Source organism: Amycolatopsis sp. NPDC088138, from assembly GCF_044741685.1.
Taxonomy (GTDB): Bacteria; Actinomycetota; Actinomycetes; order Mycobacteriales; family Pseudonocardiaceae; genus Amycolatopsis.
Map to the genome: position 1 here is coordinate 1,573,003 of NZ_JBIUTB010000001.1, position 20,524 is coordinate 1,593,526.

General features: G+C 72.5%; 16 protein-coding genes. 8 read left to right on the forward strand and 8 right to left on the reverse strand.

Annotation, left to right across the window (positions count from 1 at the left end):
• Positions 1-18: 18 nt before the first annotated feature.
• Both ACIOD2_RS07125 and ACIOD2_RS07130 read right to left on the reverse strand, forming a co-directional pair.
• Positions 19-1,167 carry a Gfo/Idh/MocA family protein gene (locus tag ACIOD2_RS07125; RefSeq protein WP_400535245.1) on the reverse strand — a complete coding sequence of 383 codons (1,149 nt, stop codon included), beginning with the start codon at positions 1,165-1,167 and terminating at the stop codon, positions 19-21.
• A 48-nt stretch (positions 1,168-1,215) separates the two neighbouring features.
• Complete coding sequence (locus tag ACIOD2_RS07130; RefSeq protein ID WP_400535247.1) at positions 1,216-1,962, reverse strand: FadR/GntR family transcriptional regulator; 747 nt, start codon at positions 1,960-1,962, stop codon at positions 1,216-1,218.
• Positions 1,963-2,036: 74 nt separating this feature from the next.
• On the opposite strand from ACIOD2_RS07130, the gene ACIOD2_RS07135 reads away from it, so the two are divergent.
• Positions 2,037-3,194 (forward strand): mandelate racemase/muconate lactonizing enzyme family protein, encoded by a 1,158-nt coding sequence (locus ACIOD2_RS07135; RefSeq protein ID WP_400535249.1) that lies wholly within the window; start codon positions 2,037-2,039, stop codon positions 3,192-3,194.
• A 364-nt stretch (positions 3,195-3,558) separates the two neighbouring features.
• On the opposite strand, the gene ACIOD2_RS07140 is transcribed toward ACIOD2_RS07135, so the two are convergent.
• The 3 genes from ACIOD2_RS07140 to ACIOD2_RS07150 all read right to left on the reverse strand — a co-directional run bounded on the left by ACIOD2_RS07140 (position 3,559) and on the right by ACIOD2_RS07150 (position 11,243).
• The gene (locus ACIOD2_RS07140) at positions 3,559-8,454 is read right to left on the reverse strand and encodes an RHS repeat-associated core domain-containing protein (RefSeq protein WP_400535251.1); all 4,896 of its coding nucleotides are present in this window, start codon (positions 8,452-8,454) and stop codon (positions 3,559-3,561) included.
• Positions 8,455-8,666: 212 nt separating this feature from the next.
• Positions 8,667-8,879, reverse strand: coding sequence for a hypothetical protein (locus tag ACIOD2_RS07145; protein WP_400535253.1), 213 nt, complete (start codon positions 8,877-8,879; stop codon positions 8,667-8,669).
• 99 nt (positions 8,880-8,978) lie between these two features.
• On the reverse strand, positions 8,979-11,243 hold the full coding sequence (locus tag ACIOD2_RS07150; RefSeq protein WP_400535255.1) for a LuxR C-terminal-related transcriptional regulator: 2,265 nt from the start codon (positions 11,241-11,243) through the stop codon (positions 8,979-8,981).
• A gap of 133 nt (positions 11,244-11,376) precedes the next feature.
• Here ACIOD2_RS07150 and ACIOD2_RS07155 point away from each other — a divergent pair, with 133 nt between their 5' ends.
• From ACIOD2_RS07155 to ACIOD2_RS07170, 4 genes are all read left to right on the forward strand, one after another.
• Entirely contained in the window at positions 11,377-12,600 is a 1,224-nt protein-coding gene (locus tag ACIOD2_RS07155) for an Acg family FMN-binding oxidoreductase (protein ID WP_400535257.1), read from the forward strand.
• Complete coding sequence (locus ACIOD2_RS07160; protein ID WP_400535259.1) at positions 12,597-13,265, forward strand: hypothetical protein; 669 nt, start codon at positions 12,597-12,599, stop codon at positions 13,263-13,265. Before ACIOD2_RS07155 ends, ACIOD2_RS07160 begins: the two co-directional genes overlap by 4 nt.
• A 25-nt stretch (positions 13,266-13,290) precedes the next feature.
• Positions 13,291-14,691: an FAD-dependent monooxygenase gene (locus ACIOD2_RS07165; protein ID WP_400535261.1), complete on the forward strand. Its 1,401-nt coding sequence runs from the start codon at positions 13,291-13,293 to the stop codon at positions 14,689-14,691.
• 70 nt (positions 14,692-14,761) lie between these two features.
• Positions 14,762-15,328 (forward strand): dihydrofolate reductase family protein, encoded by a 567-nt coding sequence (locus ACIOD2_RS07170; RefSeq protein ID WP_400535263.1) that lies wholly within the window; start codon positions 14,762-14,764, stop codon positions 15,326-15,328.
• Positions 15,329-15,376: 48 nt separating this feature from the next.
• On the opposite strand, the gene ACIOD2_RS07175 is transcribed toward ACIOD2_RS07170, so the two are convergent.
• The 3 genes from ACIOD2_RS07175 to ACIOD2_RS07185 all read right to left on the reverse strand — a co-directional run bounded on the left by ACIOD2_RS07175 (position 15,377) and on the right by ACIOD2_RS07185 (position 17,593).
• Complete coding sequence (locus ACIOD2_RS07175) at positions 15,377-16,378, reverse strand: RNA polymerase subunit sigma-70 (RefSeq protein WP_400535265.1); 1,002 nt, start codon at positions 16,376-16,378, stop codon at positions 15,377-15,379.
• A gap of 34 nt (positions 16,379-16,412) precedes the next feature.
• Positions 16,413-16,796: a DUF5684 domain-containing protein gene (locus ACIOD2_RS07180; protein ID WP_400535267.1), complete on the reverse strand. Its 384-nt coding sequence runs from the start codon at positions 16,794-16,796 to the stop codon at positions 16,413-16,415.
• Positions 16,797-16,906: 110 nt separating this feature from the next.
• Complete coding sequence (locus ACIOD2_RS07185; protein WP_400535269.1) at positions 16,907-17,593, reverse strand: alpha/beta fold hydrolase; 687 nt, start codon at positions 17,591-17,593, stop codon at positions 16,907-16,909.
• Positions 17,594-17,711: 118 nt separating this feature from the next.
• On the opposite strand from ACIOD2_RS07185, the gene ACIOD2_RS07190 reads away from it, so the two are divergent.
• From ACIOD2_RS07190 to ACIOD2_RS07200, 3 genes are all read left to right on the forward strand, one after another.
• Complete coding sequence (locus ACIOD2_RS07190) at positions 17,712-18,677, forward strand: helix-turn-helix transcriptional regulator (RefSeq protein ID WP_400535271.1); 966 nt, start codon at positions 17,712-17,714, stop codon at positions 18,675-18,677.
• Positions 18,678-18,750: 73 nt separating this feature from the next.
• Positions 18,751-19,257 (forward strand): SigE family RNA polymerase sigma factor, encoded by a 507-nt coding sequence (locus tag ACIOD2_RS07195; RefSeq protein WP_400535273.1) that lies wholly within the window; start codon positions 18,751-18,753, stop codon positions 19,255-19,257.
• Positions 19,254-20,462 (forward strand): hypothetical protein, encoded by a 1,209-nt coding sequence (locus ACIOD2_RS07200; RefSeq protein WP_400535275.1) that lies wholly within the window; start codon positions 19,254-19,256, stop codon positions 20,460-20,462. The genes ACIOD2_RS07195 and ACIOD2_RS07200 overlap by 4 nt, the downstream gene beginning before the upstream one ends.
• The last annotated feature ends 62 nt before the right edge of the window (positions 20,463-20,524 follow it).

Consider the following 20,524-nt stretch of genomic DNA (forward strand, 5'->3'; position numbering starts at 1 on the left):
TTCTTCAAAGCTGGTCGTTCAAGCGGCGAAGGACGCCGAACTGCTGATGCGTTGTCCCGGCAGCCCGTCGAACAGACCGGCCGAGCCACGGGGCCGCCACAGCGGAACCGGGCCCGCGCCGGGCACGGGGTCGAGCGCCAGTACCGCCGCCCGTTCCGCGGAGTCGAGCGCCCGCTGGACGACCATCGCGTTGGCCACGCTCTGCGCCACGCTGCCGACCGGCCGCACGCCGAACTGCACGGCGTCGGCGAAGTCGACGAGCTCCGCGCGGTAGCCGTTGTCGCTGCCGCGGAAGACCGTCGTGTGGGCGGTGGCGTCGGACCCGCTGTGCGTCACGCGGCGCTCCGATTCGGACCCGGCGAGCACGAGCACGCCGTCGGTGCCGTAGAGCCGCATCTCGTTGGGTTCGGGCGGGACCGGGATTTCGGGGAAGGACGCGGTGTAGTTGCCGATGGCGCCTCCGGTGAAGACGAGGTTGAGCGCGAGGTCCGACGGTGCGTCGATCGTGCTGTTGGCCGTCTGCACGGCACCGTGCAGCCGCGCGATGTCGCCGCAGAGCAGCCGGATCTGGGCGATGTGGTGCACGCCGAAGTCGAGGTGCACGCCGCCGCGGTACTGCGGCCGGTGCCGCCACGGGGTCCCGCTGAACCCGCCCTCGCGGGGCACCAGCCGGCCGGCGAACCGCCACGCCATCAGGTGCAGGCGGCCGATCGCGCCGTCGTCGAGCAGTGCGCGGGCGTACCGCAGGTCGTCGCGGTAGAAGTAGTTCTCCCCCATCACGAAGGTCCGGCTCCGATGTCCGGCCGCCAGCGCGAGGAAGGCCGCGGCCTGCTCCGCGTCGACGCCGGCCGGCTTCTCGCAGAGCACGTCCTTGCCCGCGGTGAGCGCGTCCCGCGCCACCTCGTACAGGTGCGGGATCGGCACCGAGATCAGCACGGCGTCCACGTCGTCGCGGGCCAGCAGCGCGGCCCGGTCGATGACGGCCCGGGCCGGATCGGTCCCGCTGTAACCCGCGAACCGCGTGCGCTGCTCGGCGGAGGAGTCGGTGAACGCGGTGACCACGTACCGGTCGGCGAGGGTCCGCAACGCCGGCCAGTGCAGCTTCTCGACGGCGAGCCCGGTGCCGATCAGCCCCAGGCGGATCGGCTTGATCGCGGATGCTGCCATGCCTCGTCCGTCCTCGTCATCGGTTCCGGAACTCGGTCGTGCAGAGTGCTAACGCCGCCGGGCGGCCCGCTTGCTTCGCTGCTCCTTCTCCGCGAGGAGCGTGGAGTAGCTGTTGCTCAGGTGCTTGCGCATCGCCGCGCGGGCCGCCGCCGGGTCGCGCGCCACGAGCGCCTCGTAGATCTCCGTGTGCTGGGCGGTGGCGCGGCGCAGCCCGGCCGGTGCCTCGTTGGTGAGACGCCGGCTGGCCGTGCCGAGCCAGCGGGCGGAGTACATGATCCGGTCGAGGATGCGGTTGTCGGCCGCCCGGCAGATCTCCATGTGGAACTCGTGGTCGACCTCGAGGTAGGCCTCGGGATCCGCCTCGAGCGCCGACATCCGCCCGATCTCGTCCCCGAGCCGGGCCAGCGTCTCGTCGGTGATGCCGGTCGCGGCCATCGCGGCGAGCTCGGGCTCGAGCAGTACGCGCATCTGGTGCAGTTCCTGCAGCAGCTCGTCGACGATCTCCGCGGGCAGCCACTCGATCAGCAACGGGTTCAGGTAGTCCCACTCCGCGCGGGGGCGGACGACGACGCGGCGGCCCTGCGCGACGTCGACGATGTCGAGCGAGGCGAGGATCTTGAGCGTTTCCCGCGCCACCACCCGGGATACGCCGAACTCCTGCGAGATCTCGAGCTCCGACGGCGCCCGGCCGTCCTCGATTTCGCCGCTGACGATGCGCCGGGTCAGGTGGGCCGCCACCTGCACCGGGAGAGTCCGGACCTTGACAGCGTCCGGAGACTCTTGTCTCCTTGGCATGTCATCAGCTTATAGGACAAGTTGGACCTCGCGACAGACCGTTTCCCCAGGCACTACTCTGCGGCGGGAGAGTTATGCGGATCGTGAACGTCACGACGGCGGTGGTGGCCTACCACGGTCAGGCCACGCTGGTGCGGATCGACACCGACGAGGGCCTCAGCGGCTTCGGCGAAGCCAATCCCGACGCCGGCGCGGGCGCCGTCGTCGGGATGATCGATTCGCTGACGCCCCTCCTGATCGGCGAGGACCCGCGCAACGTCGAGCGGTGCTGGGAAAAACTGCGCCGCAGCAAGGTTTTCGCGGGTGCCCAGAGCGGCGTGTTCGTGATCGCGCTGTCCGGGATCGAGCTCGCGCTGTGGGACCTCGCGGGCAAGGCCGCGGGCCAGCCGGTGTACCGGTTGCTCGGCGGGAAGTTCCGCGACCGGATCCGCCTCTACGCCGACTGCGGCGACGGCGACGACCCGGCGGGCTCGATCGCCGGATGTGTCGACCGGGCCCAGCGGATGGTCGCCGAAGGCTTCACCGCCATCAAGTTCGACATCGACAACCTGCACCACCCGGCCAAGTTCGACGATTTCAACCACACGATCAACGCCGCGGAGCTGCGCTCGATGGTCGAGCGCGTGGCCGCCGTCCGGGAGGCGATCGGACCGGACGTCGACCTGGCCATCGACCTGCACGCCCGCTACGACGTGCCGAGCGCGTGCCGGATTTCCTGGGAGCTTGAGCCGTTCAACCTGATGTGGCTGGAAGAACCGCTGCCGGCGGAGAACATCGACGCGCTGGTGCGGGTGCGGGAGCAGACCCGCACGCCGATCTGCGCGGGCGAGAACCTGTACCTGCGCTGGGGATTCCGCGAACTGCTCGAACGCGGCGCGGTGGACGTCATCGAGCCGGACGTGCCGAAGTGCGGCGGTCTCGCCGAGGCCAAGAAGATCGCCAACCTCGCCGAGCTGCACTACATCCCGTTCGCACCGCACCTGGTGTCGACGCCGCTGGGCACGATGGCCACGTCGCACCAATGTGGCGCGATCCCCAACTTCCTCGTCCAGGAGTGGCACGCCCTCGAGGAACGCGAGGTGTGGGACAGCTACGTCCACGCCCCCGACGGCAGCGGCTCGATCGTCAAGGACGGCTACATCACGCTTCCCGACACCCCCGGCATCGGCGTGGAGCTCGATATGGACGGCGTCCGGGCCCACGCCGTCGCGGGCTACGGCGTGTTCGAGTAGCCGAGGCGACAGAAGCGGGCGTAAGCCCCTCCGTCGGCCAGGGTGCGGTGGAACGCTCGATCTTGCCGTGGGCCTGTGGTCGGTAAGGCCGGGTCCGTCTGGGGGCGATGCCCAGCGCGGCCGCTCGGCGGAGGACGCCGAGGACGATGTGAGCTTTCTCGTCGGCGTGGATTTCGGCGTGGGCGAGGCGGGAGTGGTTGTCGATGATGGTCTGCACGTAGTCTTTGCCGCGGCTGTGGGACACGAAGGCCTCCGGAGGCGTGGAGCGGTTCCTGGACAGCTCCACTTCACCTCTGGAGGCCTTCACCTGTCAGCACGACAGGCCCTCACCGCCTCAACCCGGGACAACCTCCCCGGACATCACCTAGTCGACCCTCGGCCGCTTCGACGGACGGTCGTCGATGGGCGATCCCGGCGGCGTGTGGACCGCGGGAAGGCCGTTCGGGGGCCGTCCGGTCGTCGGCGCGTTCGGCATCGGGGTGCCGTCGGGCAGGATGTTCGACGAGTTCGGCGGCAGGCCGTTCGGGGCCTGGGGGTACGACGGCCACGGACCGCCCGTGTGGCCCGGCGCCGCCGGGTTGGTGTAACCCGGGTGGGAACCGCGGTCGGGGCGCGGGGGCATGTACTTGTCCTCGTGCGCGCCGGTGCCCGACGAGTGCTTCGAGTACTCGACCTGGCCGTAGCTGCTGCCCTGGCGGTTGTAGAGCTTGTTGTCGTCGATCGGCAGCTTGTGCCCGGTCTCGTTGAAGTAGGTGCCCGCCGCCTTGTTGTGCCCCATGATGGCGTCCTTCTTGGGGACGATCTGGTCGGGTGTGCCGTCCTGGTGGTAGGTCTGGAACTGGCCGTTCTTCTGCATCCACTTGTTCTGCTGCGTGGTGTTGAGGCCGGGCGGCATGCTGTTCTTGTTGACCATCGCGTCTTCGAACATCGGCCGGATGTTCTGGTGCGTCCAGCTGGGGTTGTCCATGCCCGCCGCCGGCCGGTTCTTCTTGTTCTTCATCGGCCCCGCCGGCGCCGACTCCTTGTACCAGTCGCCACCCGGGGAATTGCTGTACTTCCCCCCGCCCGGCGACTGCTTCATCGGCTGGTTCCCGATGTTCGTGTCGATCGACAGCTTGGGCTTGCCACAGGACTGCGGGGCGAGGCCCAGCGGGTCGATCTGCCCGAACGGGTTGCCCACGTAGGCGTAGGGATTGGGCCCCGGCACCAGGCCGAGCGGGTCCGGGCTGAGGTAGCGCGCGGTCACCGGGTCGTAGTAGCGCTGGGCGTTGTAGTGCAGACCGGTCTCGGCGTCGAAGTACTGCCCGGGGAACCGCAGGGGCGTCGCCGCCGGGGAGCCCGCACCGGCGGGAGCGCCGTACACGCTCGTGCGCGCACACCACGTGATCCGGCCCTGGTCGTCGACGAGCTCCGCGGGGCTGCCCGTGAGATCGGCGACGATGGCGTCGAACCGGGTGTCCACCCACGCCTGTCCCGGCCGGGCCAGGCGGCCGCGCTGCGAGAGCGGCCGGTAGTCACCGGGCTCGTAGTCCCACACCGTGGCCTGCACGCCGTCGGGCGTGTGCCGGGCCTCCTCGACGAGCAGCTGCCCGTCCCAGGTGAAGTCGACGCGTTCGAGCGGGGTCCGGCCGTCGGCGGCCAGGTGCTCCTTGGTGACACGGCGGCCCAGCGCGTCGTAGGTGTAGTGCCAGCTGCTGCCGTCGGGAACCCCGGCCGCGACGAGCCGGTCGTCGTCGGCCCAGGTGAACCGCCAGGTGAGCTTCGCGCCGCCCGGCATCGTGCGTTCCCGCAGCACGACCCGGCCGCGCCGGTCGTGCCCGTAGCGCGTCCCGCCGGCCGTGGTGACGAGCGGGCCCGCGAACGTGCGCCGGCCCACCAGGTCCGCCTCGGCCGTGGGCCACGACGCGTCGGTGACGTTCCCGGCTTCGTCGTAGCGGTAGGACTCGGCCCCGCGCGGTGACCGCACCTCCGTGACCCGGCCGAGCGGGTCGAGGCCGAACTCGCGCGGACCGGCCGCCTGGTCGTGCAGCGCGACCAGCTCGCCGTCGGCCCGGTAGCCGTAGGAGCGCTGCTGGCGGGTGGCACTGGCCCGGTCGGTGATCACCTGGGACGCCAGCTGCGAGTTCGGCGTCCAGGTCTGCAGCAGGGTGGCGCCGGTGCCGAGGGTGCGGCGCACCTCACGCCCCGCGGCGTCGTGGGCGAACCGCAGGTCCCGGCCGGCGAGCCGGGCCACGACCGGGAGCCCGGCGGCGTCGTACTCCCATGCGCTTTCCGCGCCGGACGGCGTGCTCCGGTGCACCCGGCGGCCCGCGGCGTCGTAGGCGGAGCGCACCGTGCGGCCGTTGACCGTCTCGGCCAGGACTCGGCCCGCCGCGTCCCGCTCGTAGCTGATCCGCGTGGTGCCGTCGTCGGCCGACAGCAGCTGCCCGGTCGCGCTGATCTCGAACCGGGTGGTGCGGCTCCCGTCGCTCTGCTCGACGAGGTGGCCGGCGAGGTCGTAGCGGAACGTCGTGCGCTGCCCGTCGGGGCGGACGCGCTCGACGAGCCGGCCGGCCGCGTCGTAACCGAAGGTCGTCACGCCGCCGGCGAAGTCGGTCTCCCGGACCAGGTTCCCGGCCGCGTCCCGTTCGTAGCGCCAGACCCGGCCCTGCTCGTTGGTCACCGCGTCGACCCGCAGTTCGCCGTCGTAGCTGACCGAGATCCGGTTCCCGTCCGGGAGGATCTGCGCCGTCGGCTGGTCGAAACCGCCGTATTCGTAGCGGGTGACGGCGCCGGCCGCGCTGGTGTGCATCCGGTTGTTGCCCTCGCCGTCCAGCACCCACTGGTCCTGGCTCCCGTCGGGGTCCTGGTGCCAGGCGAGGTTTCCGTCCACGGAGTAGGCGAAGCGCTCCACGCCGCCGACGGGGTCGGTGATCGTGACGAGGCGGCCGAACTCGTCCCGTTCGTAGCGGGTGACGGCGCCCAGCGGGTCGGTCACCGCGATCGGCAGGCCGGCCGCGTCGTTGACGATGGTGGCGGTGGCCCCGGCCGGGTCGGTCAGCGCGACGGTGAACCCGTTGCCGTCGTAGCGGTAGCGGGTGGTCGCGCCGTCGGGTGCCACGACCGCGGTGAGGTTGCCCCGCTCGTCGAACTCCTGGCGTGTCAGGACACCGGGTGCCTCGTGGACGGTCACCGAGCGCCCGTCCGCGGCGCGGTCCCAGGTGCGTTCCGTGCCGTCGGGCCGGATCTCGGCGACGAGGTTGCCGAGCTCGTCGTAGCGGTAGCGGGTGGTGCGCCCCAGCGGGTCCGTCGAGCTCAGCAGGTGGCCGCGGGCGTCCCACTCCGAGACCGTCGCCTGTCCGAGCGGGTCGACCTCCCGGGTCACCTGGCCGGCTTCGTTGAAGTGGAACTCGGAGGTGTGGCCGAGCGCGTCGGTGGACCGGGTGACGCGGTTGACCGGGTCGTACTCGAGCACGCAGTCCAGGAAGCCGCCCGAGCCTTCGGTGCGGACGACCCGGCCGGCGTGGTCGTAGTGGTAGCGGAACCACTCGTCGTTGCGGTCGGTCCAGCCCACGATGCGCCCCGCGCGGTCGTAGGTGTAGGTCATCGGCTGGCCCGACGGGTTGGTGACCGAGACCAGGTTCCGGCGGTCGTAGGCGTAGCGGACCAGCTCGACCTCGCCGTCGCCGGTGACCGCGAACAGCGCGGTGACCAGGCCGTCCCGGGTCTCGAAGCGGACGCGGTGCCCGGCGGTGTGCCGGATCTCCAGCGGCAGGCCGTCCTCGGCGCGCACGACCTCGAAGGCGTTGCCGTTGCGGTCGGTCACCGACGTCAGCAACGCCCGTTCGCCGCCCGGTGCGAAGTAGAGCAGCCGGCCCAGCTCCTGGTCGTCGACCAGGTAACCGCCGTCCGGCGCGCGCCTCAGCGGGCGAAGCGGGCCGCCTTCGGCGACGACCCAGTCGTCCGTGCCCGGCAGCGGGTAGCGCAGCAGGGTGCCGTCTTCGGCGGCGAAGCTGACCCCGTGCTCGTCGGCCTCGATCCGCTGGTCCACAGTGGACACCCAGCCGCCGCCGAGGAAGATTCCCGCGCGGTAGCCGGAGAAGTGCGTCCGCCGGAACACCAGGGGCAGCACCCCGAGCAGGGTGGCGTCGACCTCTTCCATCACCATCTGCCCGGTCGAGACGGCGACCGGGTCGGTCACGCAGACCTCGTTGCCGATCGAGCGGTTGTTCTCCCCCTGGCCGCGGATTCCCTGGGGCGTGGTGTCGTCGGGGTTGCCGCGGGAGCCGTTGCCGCCCTGGTGGTTGCCCGAGTTGTCCGGGCCCTTGCCGTTGCCGTTGCCGTTGCCGTGCGCGCCGGCGGTGCCGGTGGAGTCGCCGTTGCCCTTGCCCTTGTCCCCCGGGGTGTCGGCGGAGTCGCCCTTGTGGCCATCCGGGGCTCCACTGTGGTCACCGGCGGTGCTGGTCGAGTCGCCGCCCTTGCCCTTGGGCCCGTCCAGCCCCTTCGGGCTGCCGTTGATGTCGGCGTGCTTCGGCGGCGGCGCGGTCTTGCCGGGCTTGATCTTGCGCAACGCCTTCGCCGCATCGGAAAACAGGTTCCCCGCGCGCTTCAGCAGCGGAATCAGCGCCTTCAACGCCGTCACCAGACGCTTCACCAGGTCCGCGATCTTCGACGCCGTCTTCGCCACCGCACCGATCACCTGCGGGACGACCCACGTGAGCCCGATGCCGAGCGTGAACACCACCTGCAACGCCCAGCTGATCAGGTGCCCGATCAGCTCCGCGATGATGTCCCGCACCAGAGCCCGGACCGCGGCGACGACCTCACCAGCGGTCTTCACGCCACTGGAAGCACCCTCGCAGCCTTTCTGGGCCGTGGCCAGCAAAGTGACCGTGTCATCGGCCCGCTGGCGATAGGTGTCGGCGGCATTGCCGGTCCAGGAAACGGTGTCGGCCTTGACCATCCCGGTCAGATCCTCACCGATACTCCCCAGCTCGGTCGCGATGTTCTTCCACGTCTCCGACTGAGCCGCGATCTCATCCGCGTTGCCAGTCAAGCCGTTAAGCGCTTCCTTGAGCGGACCGACGTGCTCCATCAACCAGCCGACCCCGGCAGCGAGGACCGCCCCGAACGGGTCCATCGCCATCGACAACGCGTCCAGCGCCGTCCCCACCGCGCCCATCGCCACGGAGGCCCAATCCCCGGACTCGATCGCGGACTTCAGGTCGGCCGCCGACTCCAGCATCGACACACCCGAGTACGCCTTGGTCGAATCCTTCACTGGTGCAACCAGCGGATTACTCACCGCGTGGGTCCCCCTACTGCAGAGTTCACGATCACGTCGCCGAAGCGCCCGACACTAGCGAACCGGCCACGCCGCCGCAGGAACCCTGCCCGATCGACCCAGCCGGACCGCACTGACAGGCACTCCTGGAACCGGTGGGGAACCCCGGCACGGTGCAGTTACCCGACTACCGGCGCCGGCGTCCGCAGTCAGCGGGTCGAACGCATCGAAACGACGTCGTGGCCGGTGTCCCAGAGCAGGGTCAGCAAGGCTCGCTCCGACGCCGGGTCCAGGCCGTCGACGGTCACGGTGGTTCCGCGCCCCGCGCCGGGCCGGACGGTGATCTCGCCGAAGCGGCTCTCGATCAGCTCGAGGAAAGGCTCGGCGAGCCGGCCGTCCACAACGACCTCGCAGCGCGACACCTCCTGCCTCCCAACCCGGCCTGCGCCGTCTCGGAGGGAACGGTCCACCGCCGCCGGGGGCCGGCACACCACCCGCCCCCGGGAACCACCCGGGGTGGCTCAGATCAGGCCCAGCCGGCGGGCCGCGCGGACCGCGTCCTGCCGTCCGCCGACGCCGAGCTTGCGGTAGAGGCTTTTGTTGTAGGCCTTGACGGTGTTGATCGACAGGTAGAGCGCGGCGCCGATCTCCCGCTGCGTCGCGGTGCCGGGCAGCAGCCGCAGGATCGACAGCTCACGGTCGGTCAGCTCTTCGAAGAGCGCACCCGCGTCGGCCGCCGTCCGGGCGGCGGCCCGGCCGATCCGGTTCTCCGCCGCCTCGAGCCAGGTCGTCAGGAACGGCGCGACCGGCTCGTTGTCGGCCAGTTCCCGGGCCCGCACCAGCGTGGCCCTCGCCGCGGCGCGTCTTCCGGTTCCCAGCTCGGCATCGGCCGTGAAGAGCAGACCCGCGACCCGGTAGAGGGACCGGGCCGCGACTTCGGCCAGGCGCAGGCCGTGCGCCAGCTGGGCGCCGGCCGCGGTCAGGTCACCCCGCTGGTAGCTGCGGCGGCCCTCGACGAGGCGGACCAGCGCCACGACGTGGGCGGCCACGCCCTCGCCCCAGTCACGCTCGGCCGCTTCGGCAACCGGGACGGCCTCGGCGAGGAGCCGGTCGGCCTCGTCGCCGGCTTCCGTCGCGAGGAGGAAGAGGCCCAGCAGCCCGGCCACCTGGAGGTCCACCCCGGTCGACCAGTGGCCCTGGCCGCGCATCCGCCAGGAGTCGGCGAGGATGCGCGCCGCCTCCTCGAACCGCCCGGCGACCCCGTAGGCGCGGCCCAGCGCCACCAGCGCGACCGGATGCCGGGCGGTGCCCGCCGCCGCTTCGAGAGCGACCGCCTGTTCGCACAGCGCCACCGCCTGATCGGGGTCGGACGCGCTCACCGCCAGCACACCGCGCAGGCTCAGCTCGGCGGCCCGCGGGCTCCGCCAGTCGTCGACGACGGTGTCTTCGCCGATCTGCCGGCCGCAGACGTCCAGCCACTGGACGACCCGGTCGTGGTTCCCGCTGACCTCGGCGGCGTAGGTCAGGAACAGGGCGAGCTGGGGCGGTACCGCCGCTTCGGGCAGCCGCTGCCCGAGCGCCAGGTACGTCGCGGCCCAGCCGCGTGCGAGGAACCACTGCTGCCGCGCCCGGAGCAAGCCGGCCGCGGCCGCGTGGTCGCCCGCGTCCAGCAGGCAGCGGACGGCGTCGTCGATCCGGTCGTGCTCCTCGAACCACCGGGCCGCGCGGCGCAGGACGTCACGGGTCGCGCTGCCGGGCGCCGCGTCCGGGGACCAGCCCAGAGCGTTGCGCAGCAACCGGTGGCAGCGGTACCACTCCCGCTCCCGGTCGAGGGCGACGACGAACAGGTCGGTTCGTTCGAGCTCCGCCAGGACCGCCGCCGAACCCTGGACGTCGAGAGCGGCGTCGCACAGCGCGCCGGACAGCAGTTCCAGTGGGGCGGCCCGCACGAGCAGGTCGCGCTGGGCCGGCGCGAGGGAAGGGAACACCTCCGCCGTGAAGTAGTCGAACAGGTGCCGGTCGTCCCCGCGGACCGGTGGCGCCGCGTCGCCCCTCGCCAGGCTGCTCCGCAGAGCGAGGCCGGCCAGCTGCAGCGCGGCGGCCCAGCCCTCGGTCTGGTCCAGGATCGCCGACGCCGCACCGGAATCCAGCTCGGCCGCCGCCACGGCCGACAGCAGGGCGGCCGATTCCTCCTGGGAGAAGCGGAGATCGTCGGCGCGCAGCTCGGTCAGCTGGCCGCGCACGCGCAACCTCGCCAGCGGCAACGGCGGGCCCGACCGGCCGGCGACGACGATCCGCAGTGGCGTCCCCGGCAGGTGCGCGACCAGGAACTCCATGCTGTCGTGGATCTCCGGGTGGGTGATGACGTGGTAGTCGTCGAGCACCAGCACGTGCTCGGCCGACGCCGCCGCCAGCTCGTTCAGCAGCAGCGGCAACGCCTGGGAAATCGGCCCGTCCCCCGAGGCCAGCAGCGCGTCGGCCGCGGCCGGGCCGAGCTGATCGCTCACCCGGTGCAAGGCGGTCAGCACGTAGCTCCAGAACCGGACCGGCTCGTCGTCGCTCTCGTCGAGCGACACCCACGCGACGGGCGCGCGTGCCGCCGCGCCGGCGGCCCAGCTGCTCACCAGGCTCGTCTTCCCCCACCCGGCCGGTGCCGCCACCACGGTGAGCTTCGCCGCCGTGTCGAGGCGGTGCTCCAGCCTCGTCCGCGGCACGACAGCGGCACGCATCGGCGGGATGGCCTGCTTGACCACGAGAAGCGGGCCGGCGGGGCGATGCGAGGTCACGACGGTTCCACCTCCGCTCACCGACGGCGCTCGCATTCTGGCACCCCGGGTGCTTTCCGCCAACGGGTGCTGCGGCGGCACCAGGGTGCTCACGAATCTGAGACGGCCCACCCCGCCTGAACGGAGGCTCGCCATGCGGACCGTCCCGATCGACCCAGCCACGACCACCGAGCCCGCTCGCCCCGACCGGCGGCTCCCCCTGAACCGCCGTCGCCTCCTGCGGCTCCTCGGAGCCGGCGGGGTGACCATCGCCGTCGCCGGAACGGGTGCCCTGAGCTATCGGGTCTACGACACCGCGGCGCTCGACCCCGGGCACGGCGACGCCTACGACCCGTGGCGGCACTGGCGGGACACACCCGGGCTGCTGGGCGCGGTCGGCGCGGCCGTGCTGGCGGCCAGCCCGCACAACACGCAGCCCTGGATCTTCGGGATCCGCGCCGACGCGGTCGACGTCTTCGTCGATGCCGGCCGCGGCACCGGCACGGTCGACCCCTTCCGGCGCGAGCAGCACATCGGGATCGGCTGCGCGCTCGAGAACCTCGTGCTCGCGTGCCAGGCGCGCGGGCTGCGGCCCGAGGTGGCCCTGCTGCCCGACGGCCCGGCCGGCCCGCGGCTGGCCGAGGTCAACGTCCGGCCCGGCACGCCGGTGCCGAGCCCGCTCCACGACGCGATCGGCGACCGGCACACGAACCGCGGTCCCTTCGAGGCCGCGGCCGTACCGCGCGAGACGCTCGGCGAGCTGGCCGGCCGAAGTGACGTGAGCGGCCTGGAGGTGCACTGGATCACCGACCCGGCACCGCGGGCAGCACTGAGCCGGCTCCTCGTCGACGCCGCGGTGGCGCTGTGCGCCGACGACCGGCAGTCGCGGGACAACTTCGCGTGGTTCCGCGGCCACGACGACGAAATCCAGCGGCACCGGGACGGGCTGACGCTCGGCGGTCAGGGGTTCGGCCCGCTGATGCTGGCGGTTTCCCGGCTGCTGCCCGCGTCGTCCCGCGTGGACGGTGACCGGTTCTGGGTGAAGCAGACGGCCACGGTGCACACGGCGACCGCCGCCGCGTACGGCGTCATCACGGCCGCCGCGCCCGACGACCGGGCCATCCAGCTCGAGGCCGGCCGGCTGCTCGAGCGCGTCCACCTCGCGGCGACCAGCCGGGGCGTCGCCCTGCACCACATGAACCAGATCACCGAACGGATCGACCGTGAGCGCGAGACCGGGGTCGCTCCCACCTTCGGACCGCGCTTCGCCGAGCTGCTGCCACGCGGGGCACAGCCGTTGCTGACCTTCCGGGTCGGCTACCCCGTCCGGACCGCTCAGCCCGCTCCGCGGCGCTCCGCCCGGTCCGTGACCCGATGAACCGCCGTAGCGCGACCGCCGGCCTGGGCACCACCGGTGCGCTGCTCGGCGTGGTCGCCGGCCTGATCCAGGCGACCGTCGGGGCCGGCATCCCCGAATTGACCGGCGACAAGCTGGCCCACGGCGCCCTCGGTCTCCTGACCACCGCGCTCGCCGCCGTGGCGGGTTTTGCCGCGCTGCGCCAGCGCAAGGCGGGCTTGAGCGTGCTGTCGCGTGCCGCCTGTTCCCTGGCGCTGATCGGGCCGGGTCTGCTGTGCCTCACGACGGTCGGACGGCTCTGGTACCTGCCCGCGGCCCTCCTCACCACGGCCGGCGTCCTGACCGTCGACAGCTGGCGCGACACCGCCGCGGCACTGGTGCGGAGCGGGCCGCGGGTCCTGCTCACCGCACTGGCCGGCTGCGAGGTGCTCATGGCGGCGGCCGGCCCCGCGTTGCTCATGGTCGTGGGCGGTCTCGGCGCGGCCGCGCTGGTCGCCGCCGCCTGGTGGCGGACCGCACCACGGTCCGCCGTCCTCGCCCTGGTCCTGTCGGGCACCGTCCCGTTCGGACTCCTCGGCTGGACCGCACTCGTTCCGCTCGTGCTGGCCGTACTGGCCTTGCTGCTGTCCCTGCCCCTGCTCCGCGGGCCCGTCCACGACGGCGCACGCGCGCTCCGAACCCGCTGAACGACCAACAAGACAGGAGATCGTCATGACCGAGCGGACCACCGTCGCGATCGTCGGCGCCGGACCCACCGGGCTGCTGCTCGCCGGCGACCTGGCGCGAGCCGGCGTCGACGTGACCGTGCTGGAGCGCCGTGGCACCGAGTCCAACCTGACCCGCGCCTTCGGCGTCCACGCCCGGACGCTGGAACACCTGGACGCCCGCGGCCTCGCCGACGAAGTCGTCGCCGGCGGTGCGCCCATCGAGCGGTTACGCCTCTTCGACCACCTGCGGATCGACCTGTCCACCCTGCCGACCAGGTTCCCGTACCTCCTGATCACCCCGCAGTACAACGTGGAACAGGTGCTGGCGAAGCGGGCCATCGCGGCCGGCGCGCGCATCAGGCGCGACGCCCGGGTGACCGCGGTGCACCAGGACGCCGACGGCGTCGATCTCACCATCGACGACGGTGCGGTGGTCCGGGCCGGCTACGCGGTGGGCGCCGACGGCGTGCACAGTGCCGTGCGGGACGCCCTGGGCCTGCCGTTCCCCGGCAAGTCGGTCCTCACCTCGATCATGCTCGCCGACGTGCGGCTGGCCGACGCCCCCGAAGACGTGCTCGCGGCCAACGCGGTCGGTGACGCGTTCGCGTTCGTCGCCCCGTTCGGCGACGGCTGGTACCGGATCTTCGCCTGGGACCGCCGCCACCAGCTCCCCGACACGGCGCCGGTGACCCTCGACGAGATTCGCGACGTGACCCGGCGCGCGCTGGGCACCGACTTCGGCCTGCGGGAGGCGCGCTGGATGTCCCGCTTCCACAGCGACGAACGCCAGGCGCCGCACTACCGGGCCGGACGGGTGTTCCTGGCCGGGGACGCCGCGCACGTGCACTCACCGGCCGGTGGGCAGGGCATGAACACCGGCCTGCAGGATGCCGCGAACCTCGGCTGGAAGCTCGCTTCGACGGTCCAGGGCCGGGCGCCTGCCGGGCTGCTCGACACCTACGAGGACGAGCGGCACCCGGTCGGCCGCCTGGTGCTGCGCAGCAGCGGCGCCATCATCCGGATGGCGATGATCCGGTCACGGGCCGGGCGCCTGGCCCGCAACGTGGTGGGCGGTGCAGCGCTGCGGCTGCCGCCGGTGGCGCGCAAGGCCGCGGGAACCATTTCCGGCATCGGTATCGACTACCCGGGCGCGCCGCGGGCGCAGGACGTCGCGCTGCGGGATGGGAGCCGGTTGTACGAGGTGCTGCGCGAGGGCAAGTTCGTGCTCCTGACGCCGGACGCGACGCAGCCGGCCATCGCCGGCCTCGCGGACCGGGTCGTGCCGGCCTCGCCGGCAGACCCGGCGGTGCCGTGGACGCTGGTCCGCCCGGACGCCCACGTCGCCTGGCGCGGCGACCCCGCCGCCCTCGGCACCGTCCTGGCCCGAGCGGGGCTGTCGCGCTGAAGGGCACCGATCAGGTTTTCCCGCCGCGCCCGTCTGTACCTGTGAGACCCACTCACGAGAGGCTGGCACGATGCGGAAACTGATCTTCGGCATGAACCTGACCCTGGACGGCTACGTCGCCGCGCCCGGCGACGACATCGGCTGGAGCGGGCCGCCGAGCGACGAACTGTTCCAGTGGTGGCTCGACCGGGAGCTGGCGAGCGAGCTGACGCTGTACGGGCGCAAGCTGTGGGAGGCGATGAGCTCCCACTGGCCGACCGGCGACCAGCAGCCCGGCGCCACCCCGGCGCAGGCCGAGTTCGCGCGGAACTGGCGGGACACCCCGAAGGTGGTGTTCTCCTCGACGATCGACAAGGTCGACTGGAACACCCGACTGGTCACCGGCGACGCGGTCGCCGAGATCACCCGGCTCAAGGCCGAGGACGGCGGCCCGATGCGCATCGGCGGCGCCACGCTCGCCGGAGCCGCCATGCGGGCCGGGCTGGTCGACGAGTACGAGATCGTCACGCATCCGGTCCTGGTGGGCGGCGGCACGCCGTTCTTCACGGCGCCGGACAGCTGGGTGGACCTGAACCTCCTGGAGACGCGGACGTTTCCCGGCGGTGTGGTGATGGCCCGGTACGAGACGAGGCGCTGAGCGCGGGCCCGAGCAGCCCCGCCGGCAACCGCCGGCGGGGCACGGGTGTCACAGTGCCGGGGGCAGGCCCAGCCATGGTTTGCCGGTGACGTCGAACCCGGTGAGCTCGGCGATCTTCCCGTCGGCGATGTGCAGGACCGCGATGTTCAGCAGCCGGTACTCCGGGTCTTCGGGCGTGCGCAGGTACAGCGCGGCGGCCGGCATGCGGTTGACCGTCGTGGCGACACAGCGCCAGTCGTCCTTGCCGCGCTGGAAGAGCCCACCGGAGACCCAGCCGTCCACCGCGTCCTCGGCCCCCACGATCACGGTGCCCGGATCAGGCAGCATCGCGAAGCGCAGGTCGTCGCGCAGCAGGGCCGTCAGCCCGTCGAGGTCGTTGCGCTCGTGGGCGTCCATGTAGGACTTCACCACACCGCGCTCGTCGTCCGACAGCTCGTGGGTGGCGGGGCTCCGCCAGTCGAGGCGGCGGCCGGGCAGCTGCTCGCGCATCGTGACCCGCGCCCGCTGCAGGGCGCTGGTCACCGACGCGACGGTCAGCTCGAGGACGTCGGCGGCCTTCGGCGCCGGCCAGCCGAGGACGTCGCGCAGGATCAGCACCGCCCGCTGCCGCGGCGGCAGGTGCTGGACGGCGACGACGAACGCCAGCTCGATCGTCTCCCGCGCCACCACCGACTCCTGCGGGTCCTCGGGGAGCATCCGGTCGGGGTACGGCTGCAGGTACGGCAGCTCGGATTCCGGCAGCCCGGACGGTACCGGTGTGCGGTCGTTGCGCTTGTCCAGGAAGTCGAGGCAGGCGTTCGTCGCGATCCGGTACAGCCAGGTCCGCAGCGTGGCGTGGCCCTTGAACGTCTCCCGCTTGTGCCACGCCCGCAGGAACGTCTCCTGCGTCATGTCCTGGGCGTCCTCGTAGTTCGCGAGCATCCGGTAGCAGTGCACCTGCAGCTCACGCCGGTGCCGCTCCGTGACGACGGCGAACCGCGCCGGATCGCCGGCGCGGACCGCCGCGATGAACGTGGCCTCGTCGGCGGCCCGTGATCCGGCGTCGGTCATGGTCGTCGATCCTGCCACCGGCACCGGACGTTCGTCAGCGCGCCACGGCGGCGGGAGGGCCGGTGTACCGCGCCCCGCCGAAGGCGAGGATCAGGTAGCCGATGATGGAGAACAGGAACAGCCCGAAGAACCCGAAGACCCCGCTCTTGCCGAACGCCTTCGCGACGTCGATCGAGACGATGATCGCGACGACCAGGTTGACCAGCGGGATCAGCAGCAGGAGCAGCCACCACCCGGAGCGGCCGGCGATCTTCAGCAGGACGTAGACGTTGTAGATCGGGATGATCGCCGCCCAGCCGGGACGTCCGGCCTTCGTGAACACCTTCCACAGCGCGATGATCGTGATGATGGCGAAGACCAGGCCCGAACCGAACCCGAGACCGGGGCCGAAGACGGACGGCGAGTTGTCGGAGTTCATGAAGGCGGGAGTGTCCTTTCGGGAACGGTGGCAAGATCGGGTGACCTTAGCGTCGCCGATCCGGATCGCCGCATTTGGGCGATCGCTCCCGGACGTGTCGCGCCCGCGGGTCAGGCCTGCTCGGCCGCTTCGGCGAGGAGGCGGGCGAGCTCGGCCGGCCTGGTGTGCATGGGCCAGTGACCGGAGTCGATGTCGACGTACTCGAGGTGCTTGACCTTCGGGAGCTCGGCCACCTCGCCGGCGTCGACCATTTCCTTGGCCTGGGCCGGGGTGAACTCGGGACACACGAGCACGACCGGCACGTCGAAGCGGCGCTCGTCCGTCAGCCGCACGACACCCTTGGCCACCCCCTCGGGAACGGGGATCGCGGCGGCCGCGATGGCCTGCCGGGCTTCTTCGTCGAGGTCGGCCGAGTCCGGCCCTTCGAACGGGGCCCAGCCGGGAAAGGGCATGGCGCCGTCCCGCAGCTCGAAGAAGTCGGCGTAAGACTTCCCGTCGCCGGTCGGGAAACCGCCGATGAGGACGACCTTGGCGACCTTCTCCGGACGGGCGTCGGCGGCCAGCCACGCCAGGGCGCAGGCGGCCGAGTGCCCGACCACCACGGGTTTACCCGAAGCCGAGTCCACTTCGGCGAGCACGGCCGCCACCTGGTCGTCGAGCGTGGCGGAAGCCGATCCGTCGCCCTGGCCCGGCAGCGTCAGCGGCACCGGGTGGTGGCCGAGCGAGCGGAGCGTGGACGCGACGTCATCCCAGACGGATCCGTCGAGCCACAGGCCGCCGATGAGCAGGACGTCCATGATCGGTTCTCCCTTGTTCCCGCGCGGCCGGTCGCCGCGGCGCTTCGGCCCGTCACGCTATAGCCAATTCCGGACAATCGGCTTCCGGATCAGCAAAAGTTCGTCTAGCCTGCGCGAGGTGCCCAGCGACGTCAGCCCGACCGCGCGGGCGCTGCGCGCCCTCGAGATCCTCCAGGTCCGTCCCGGCGCGACGGCCGATCAGCTCGCCGAGGCGCTGGGCGTGACCGAGCGCGCCGCCCGCCGTTACGTCGGGATCCTGCGGGAGGCCGGCATCCAGGTCGAGTCGGCCCGCGGCCCGCACGGCGGGTACCGGCTCCGGCGGGGAACGAGACTGCCGCCGATCGTGTTCACCCAGGCCGAAGCCCTGGGGCTGGTCATGGCGGTGCTCGACGGCCAGCCGGCCGCCACCGACGTCGACAACCTCGTCGGGGCGGCCCTCGGCAAGGTCATCCAGGCGCTGCCGGAGAACGTCGGCCGGCAAGCGGCCGCGCTGCGCGAGCACGCCTCGGCCGCACCCGATCGGCGCTCCGCCCGCCCCGATCCCGCCACCACCAGCACCCTCGTCACCGCCGTCGCGGCCCGGCGCCGGGTGCTCATCACCTACCGCGGCGAAAGCGGCAGCGAGTGGGAGGCCGAAGTGGACCCGTGGGCGGTCGTCGCCCGCCACGGGCGCTGGTACCTGCTGTGCCACTCCCACCGCGCGGACGCCGTCCGCACCTACCGCGTCGACCGGGTCCGCGCGGTCGAGCAGACCGCCCACGAGTTCGAGCCGCCCGGCGACCTCGACCCGGTGGCGGCGCTGGAGGAAAACCTCGGCACCGGCTGGAAGTTCCCCACCCGCGTCGTGTTCCACGCCCCACTGGCCGACGTCGCTCCCTGGATCGGGGCGCCGATGGGGCAGCTGCACCCGGCCGAAGACGGGTGCGTGCTCGTCGGCAGCACCAGCAACCCGGCCATGTACGCGCAGGAGTGGCTGGCGGCCATCCCCTTCGATTTCCACGTCGAAGGGGGCGACGAGCTGCGTGCCGCGGTCGCGGCCGTCGCAACGCGCTTCGCCGCGGCCGTTGCCCCCCGTGCTCGGTAGTCACCCAAAGTTACGGGCAACGCGCGCCGGCCGGACGCCGTATTAGGCGGTGACGAACCGAAAGGGGTGCCGGGTGCTTGATCGGGACCGGGAGTTCCGGGCGTACTTCGAGGCGCGGGCGGCCGTGGTGCGGCGGACCGCTTTCCTGCTGTGCGGTGACTGGCACTGGGCCGAAGACCTGGCGCAGACCGCGCTGGCCAAGGTCTACCAGCACTGGGGGCGGCTGGACCGGAACGGGCAGGTCGACGCGTACGTGCGCAAGGTGCTCGTGCGGACCGTCATCGACGAATCGCGGTGGCGGAGGAGACGGCCGGAGACGGTCGTCGACGTCGTGCCCGAGGTCGCCGAGGCGGTGAAGAGCCTCGAGGAGGCCATGGACGTCCGGCACGCGCTGGCGGCACTGCCGCCGAAGCAGCGGGCCGCGGTCGTGCTGCGGTACTGGGAAGACCTGCCGGTCGCGGCGACGGCGGCGGCGCTGGGGTGCAGCGAGGGAACGGTGAAGAGCCAGGTGTCCAAGGGCTTGGGAGCGTTGCGGCGAACGCTGGCCGCGCGCCGGACGGTGTTGCGGGAGGGCTCGTGAGCGACGAGGTGCGGGACATGATCGGATCGGCGCTCGCCGGCGAACCGGCGCTCGGGCTGGAGTTCGACCAGGTCGTCGCGGACGGGCGCAGGCGGCGGACGCGGCGGCGGGCGGGCGCGCTGACGGCGGCGGCGGCCGGGATCGCCGTGGTCGCCGCGGCGGCCACGGCGCTGAGCGGGCCGCCGGACCGTACGCCCGCGCGGCCTGCCGGCCCGGCGTCCACCGCCGCGCCGGCGGACCCGGGGTGCGTGCAGCCCGCCCGGGCCGGCGGATATCCCGACACCCCGCGCGGCACCGCGAGCGCGGCGGAGCTGAAGGAGTCCGGCCGGCTGACCGAGGCGTTCCGGCGGATCCCCCTGCCGCTGCCCGCCGGGATCGAGGCGAGCCCACTGGCGCTGTGCGTGATCCGGGACAGCTGGGGCGGCAGCTTCAAGCTCACCGGTGACCAGACGGTGTTCGTCTACCTCCGGTCGCGCGGTGGCCAGCCGCCGGGCGAATGCTTGGCCCACCCGGGCACCGCGTGCTCGGCCCGGACGCTCCCGGACGGCTCGGCCGCGCTCGTGACCTCGACGGACCCGACCGTGGTCGACGTCGACGTGTGGCGGGCGGACGGCACGTACGTGCGGCTGATGGAGAACCGCGGCGACGGATCGCAGGAACGGGCGTTCAATGACGACGCGCTGCTCGCCCTCGCGACGGCGCCCCAGCTCAAGGTCGAGCTGAGCGGTCCGGCGGTGCCCTCGGCACCGACCGACCGGCGCGCGGCCGAACTGGACACGGTGATCGCCACGGCCCTGCCCGCCGGCATGAGCGCCAAGCTGGCACCGGGCTCCGACCGCGGCTGGCGGTTCCGGGTCAGCCAGGGTGGTTACAAGGCCTACGCCGACCTCACCGACGCCAAGGGCACGGGCTCGGCCCTGGTGTTCCTGGAGGCACCGGCCGAGGGCGCGGTCACGTGCGGCAACCTGCCGGGCTGCGAGCCGATCGACCTGGCCGGCGGGCGCAAGGGCACGCTGACCACCACCCAGATGCCCGACGGCGTGACCGTCGTGGCGCTCAACGCCAGGGCCGCGGACGGCACGGCGATCACCGTCCACACCTCCAACACCGCCGGGTCGGGTACCGGCGCGCGGACCCGCCCCACCCCGGCGCTGACCGAGGCGGACCTGGTGCGGATCGCCGAACTGCCCGGCCTGCACTGGTGACCGCGGCGGTGTCGTGATCGGCGCGGGCGGGCCGGACGCGGGCCAGCTCCCGCGCAGCCCGA

Excerpts from the sequence above, each read along its gene's own strand:
- ACIOD2_RS07125 (WP_400535245.1), bottom strand. The coding sequence starts at position 1,167 with ATGGCAGCATCCGCGATCAAGCCGATCCGCCTGGGGCTGATCGGCACC.
- ACIOD2_RS07130 (WP_400535247.1), bottom strand. The coding sequence starts at position 1,962 with ATGCCAAGGAGACAAGAGTCTCCGGACGCTGTCAAGGTCCGGACTCTC.
- ACIOD2_RS07135 (WP_400535249.1), top strand. The coding sequence starts at position 2,037 with ATGCGGATCGTGAACGTCACGACGGCGGTGGTGGCCTACCACGGTCAG.
- ACIOD2_RS07155 (WP_400535257.1), top strand. The coding sequence starts at position 11,377 with ATGCGGACCGTCCCGATCGACCCAGCCACGACCACCGAGCCCGCTCGC.
- ACIOD2_RS07160 (WP_400535259.1), top strand. The coding sequence starts at position 12,597 with ATGAACCGCCGTAGCGCGACCGCCGGCCTGGGCACCACCGGTGCGCTG.
- ACIOD2_RS07165 (WP_400535261.1), top strand. The coding sequence starts at position 13,291 with ATGACCGAGCGGACCACCGTCGCGATCGTCGGCGCCGGACCCACCGGG.
- ACIOD2_RS07170 (WP_400535263.1), top strand. The coding sequence starts at position 14,762 with ATGCGGAAACTGATCTTCGGCATGAACCTGACCCTGGACGGCTACGTC.
- ACIOD2_RS07175 (WP_400535265.1), bottom strand. The coding sequence starts at position 16,378 with ATGACCGACGCCGGATCACGGGCCGCCGACGAGGCCACGTTCATCGCG.
- ACIOD2_RS07180 (WP_400535267.1), bottom strand. The coding sequence starts at position 16,796 with ATGAACTCCGACAACTCGCCGTCCGTCTTCGGCCCCGGTCTCGGGTTC.
- ACIOD2_RS07185 (WP_400535269.1), bottom strand. The coding sequence starts at position 17,593 with ATGGACGTCCTGCTCATCGGCGGCCTGTGGCTCGACGGATCCGTCTGG.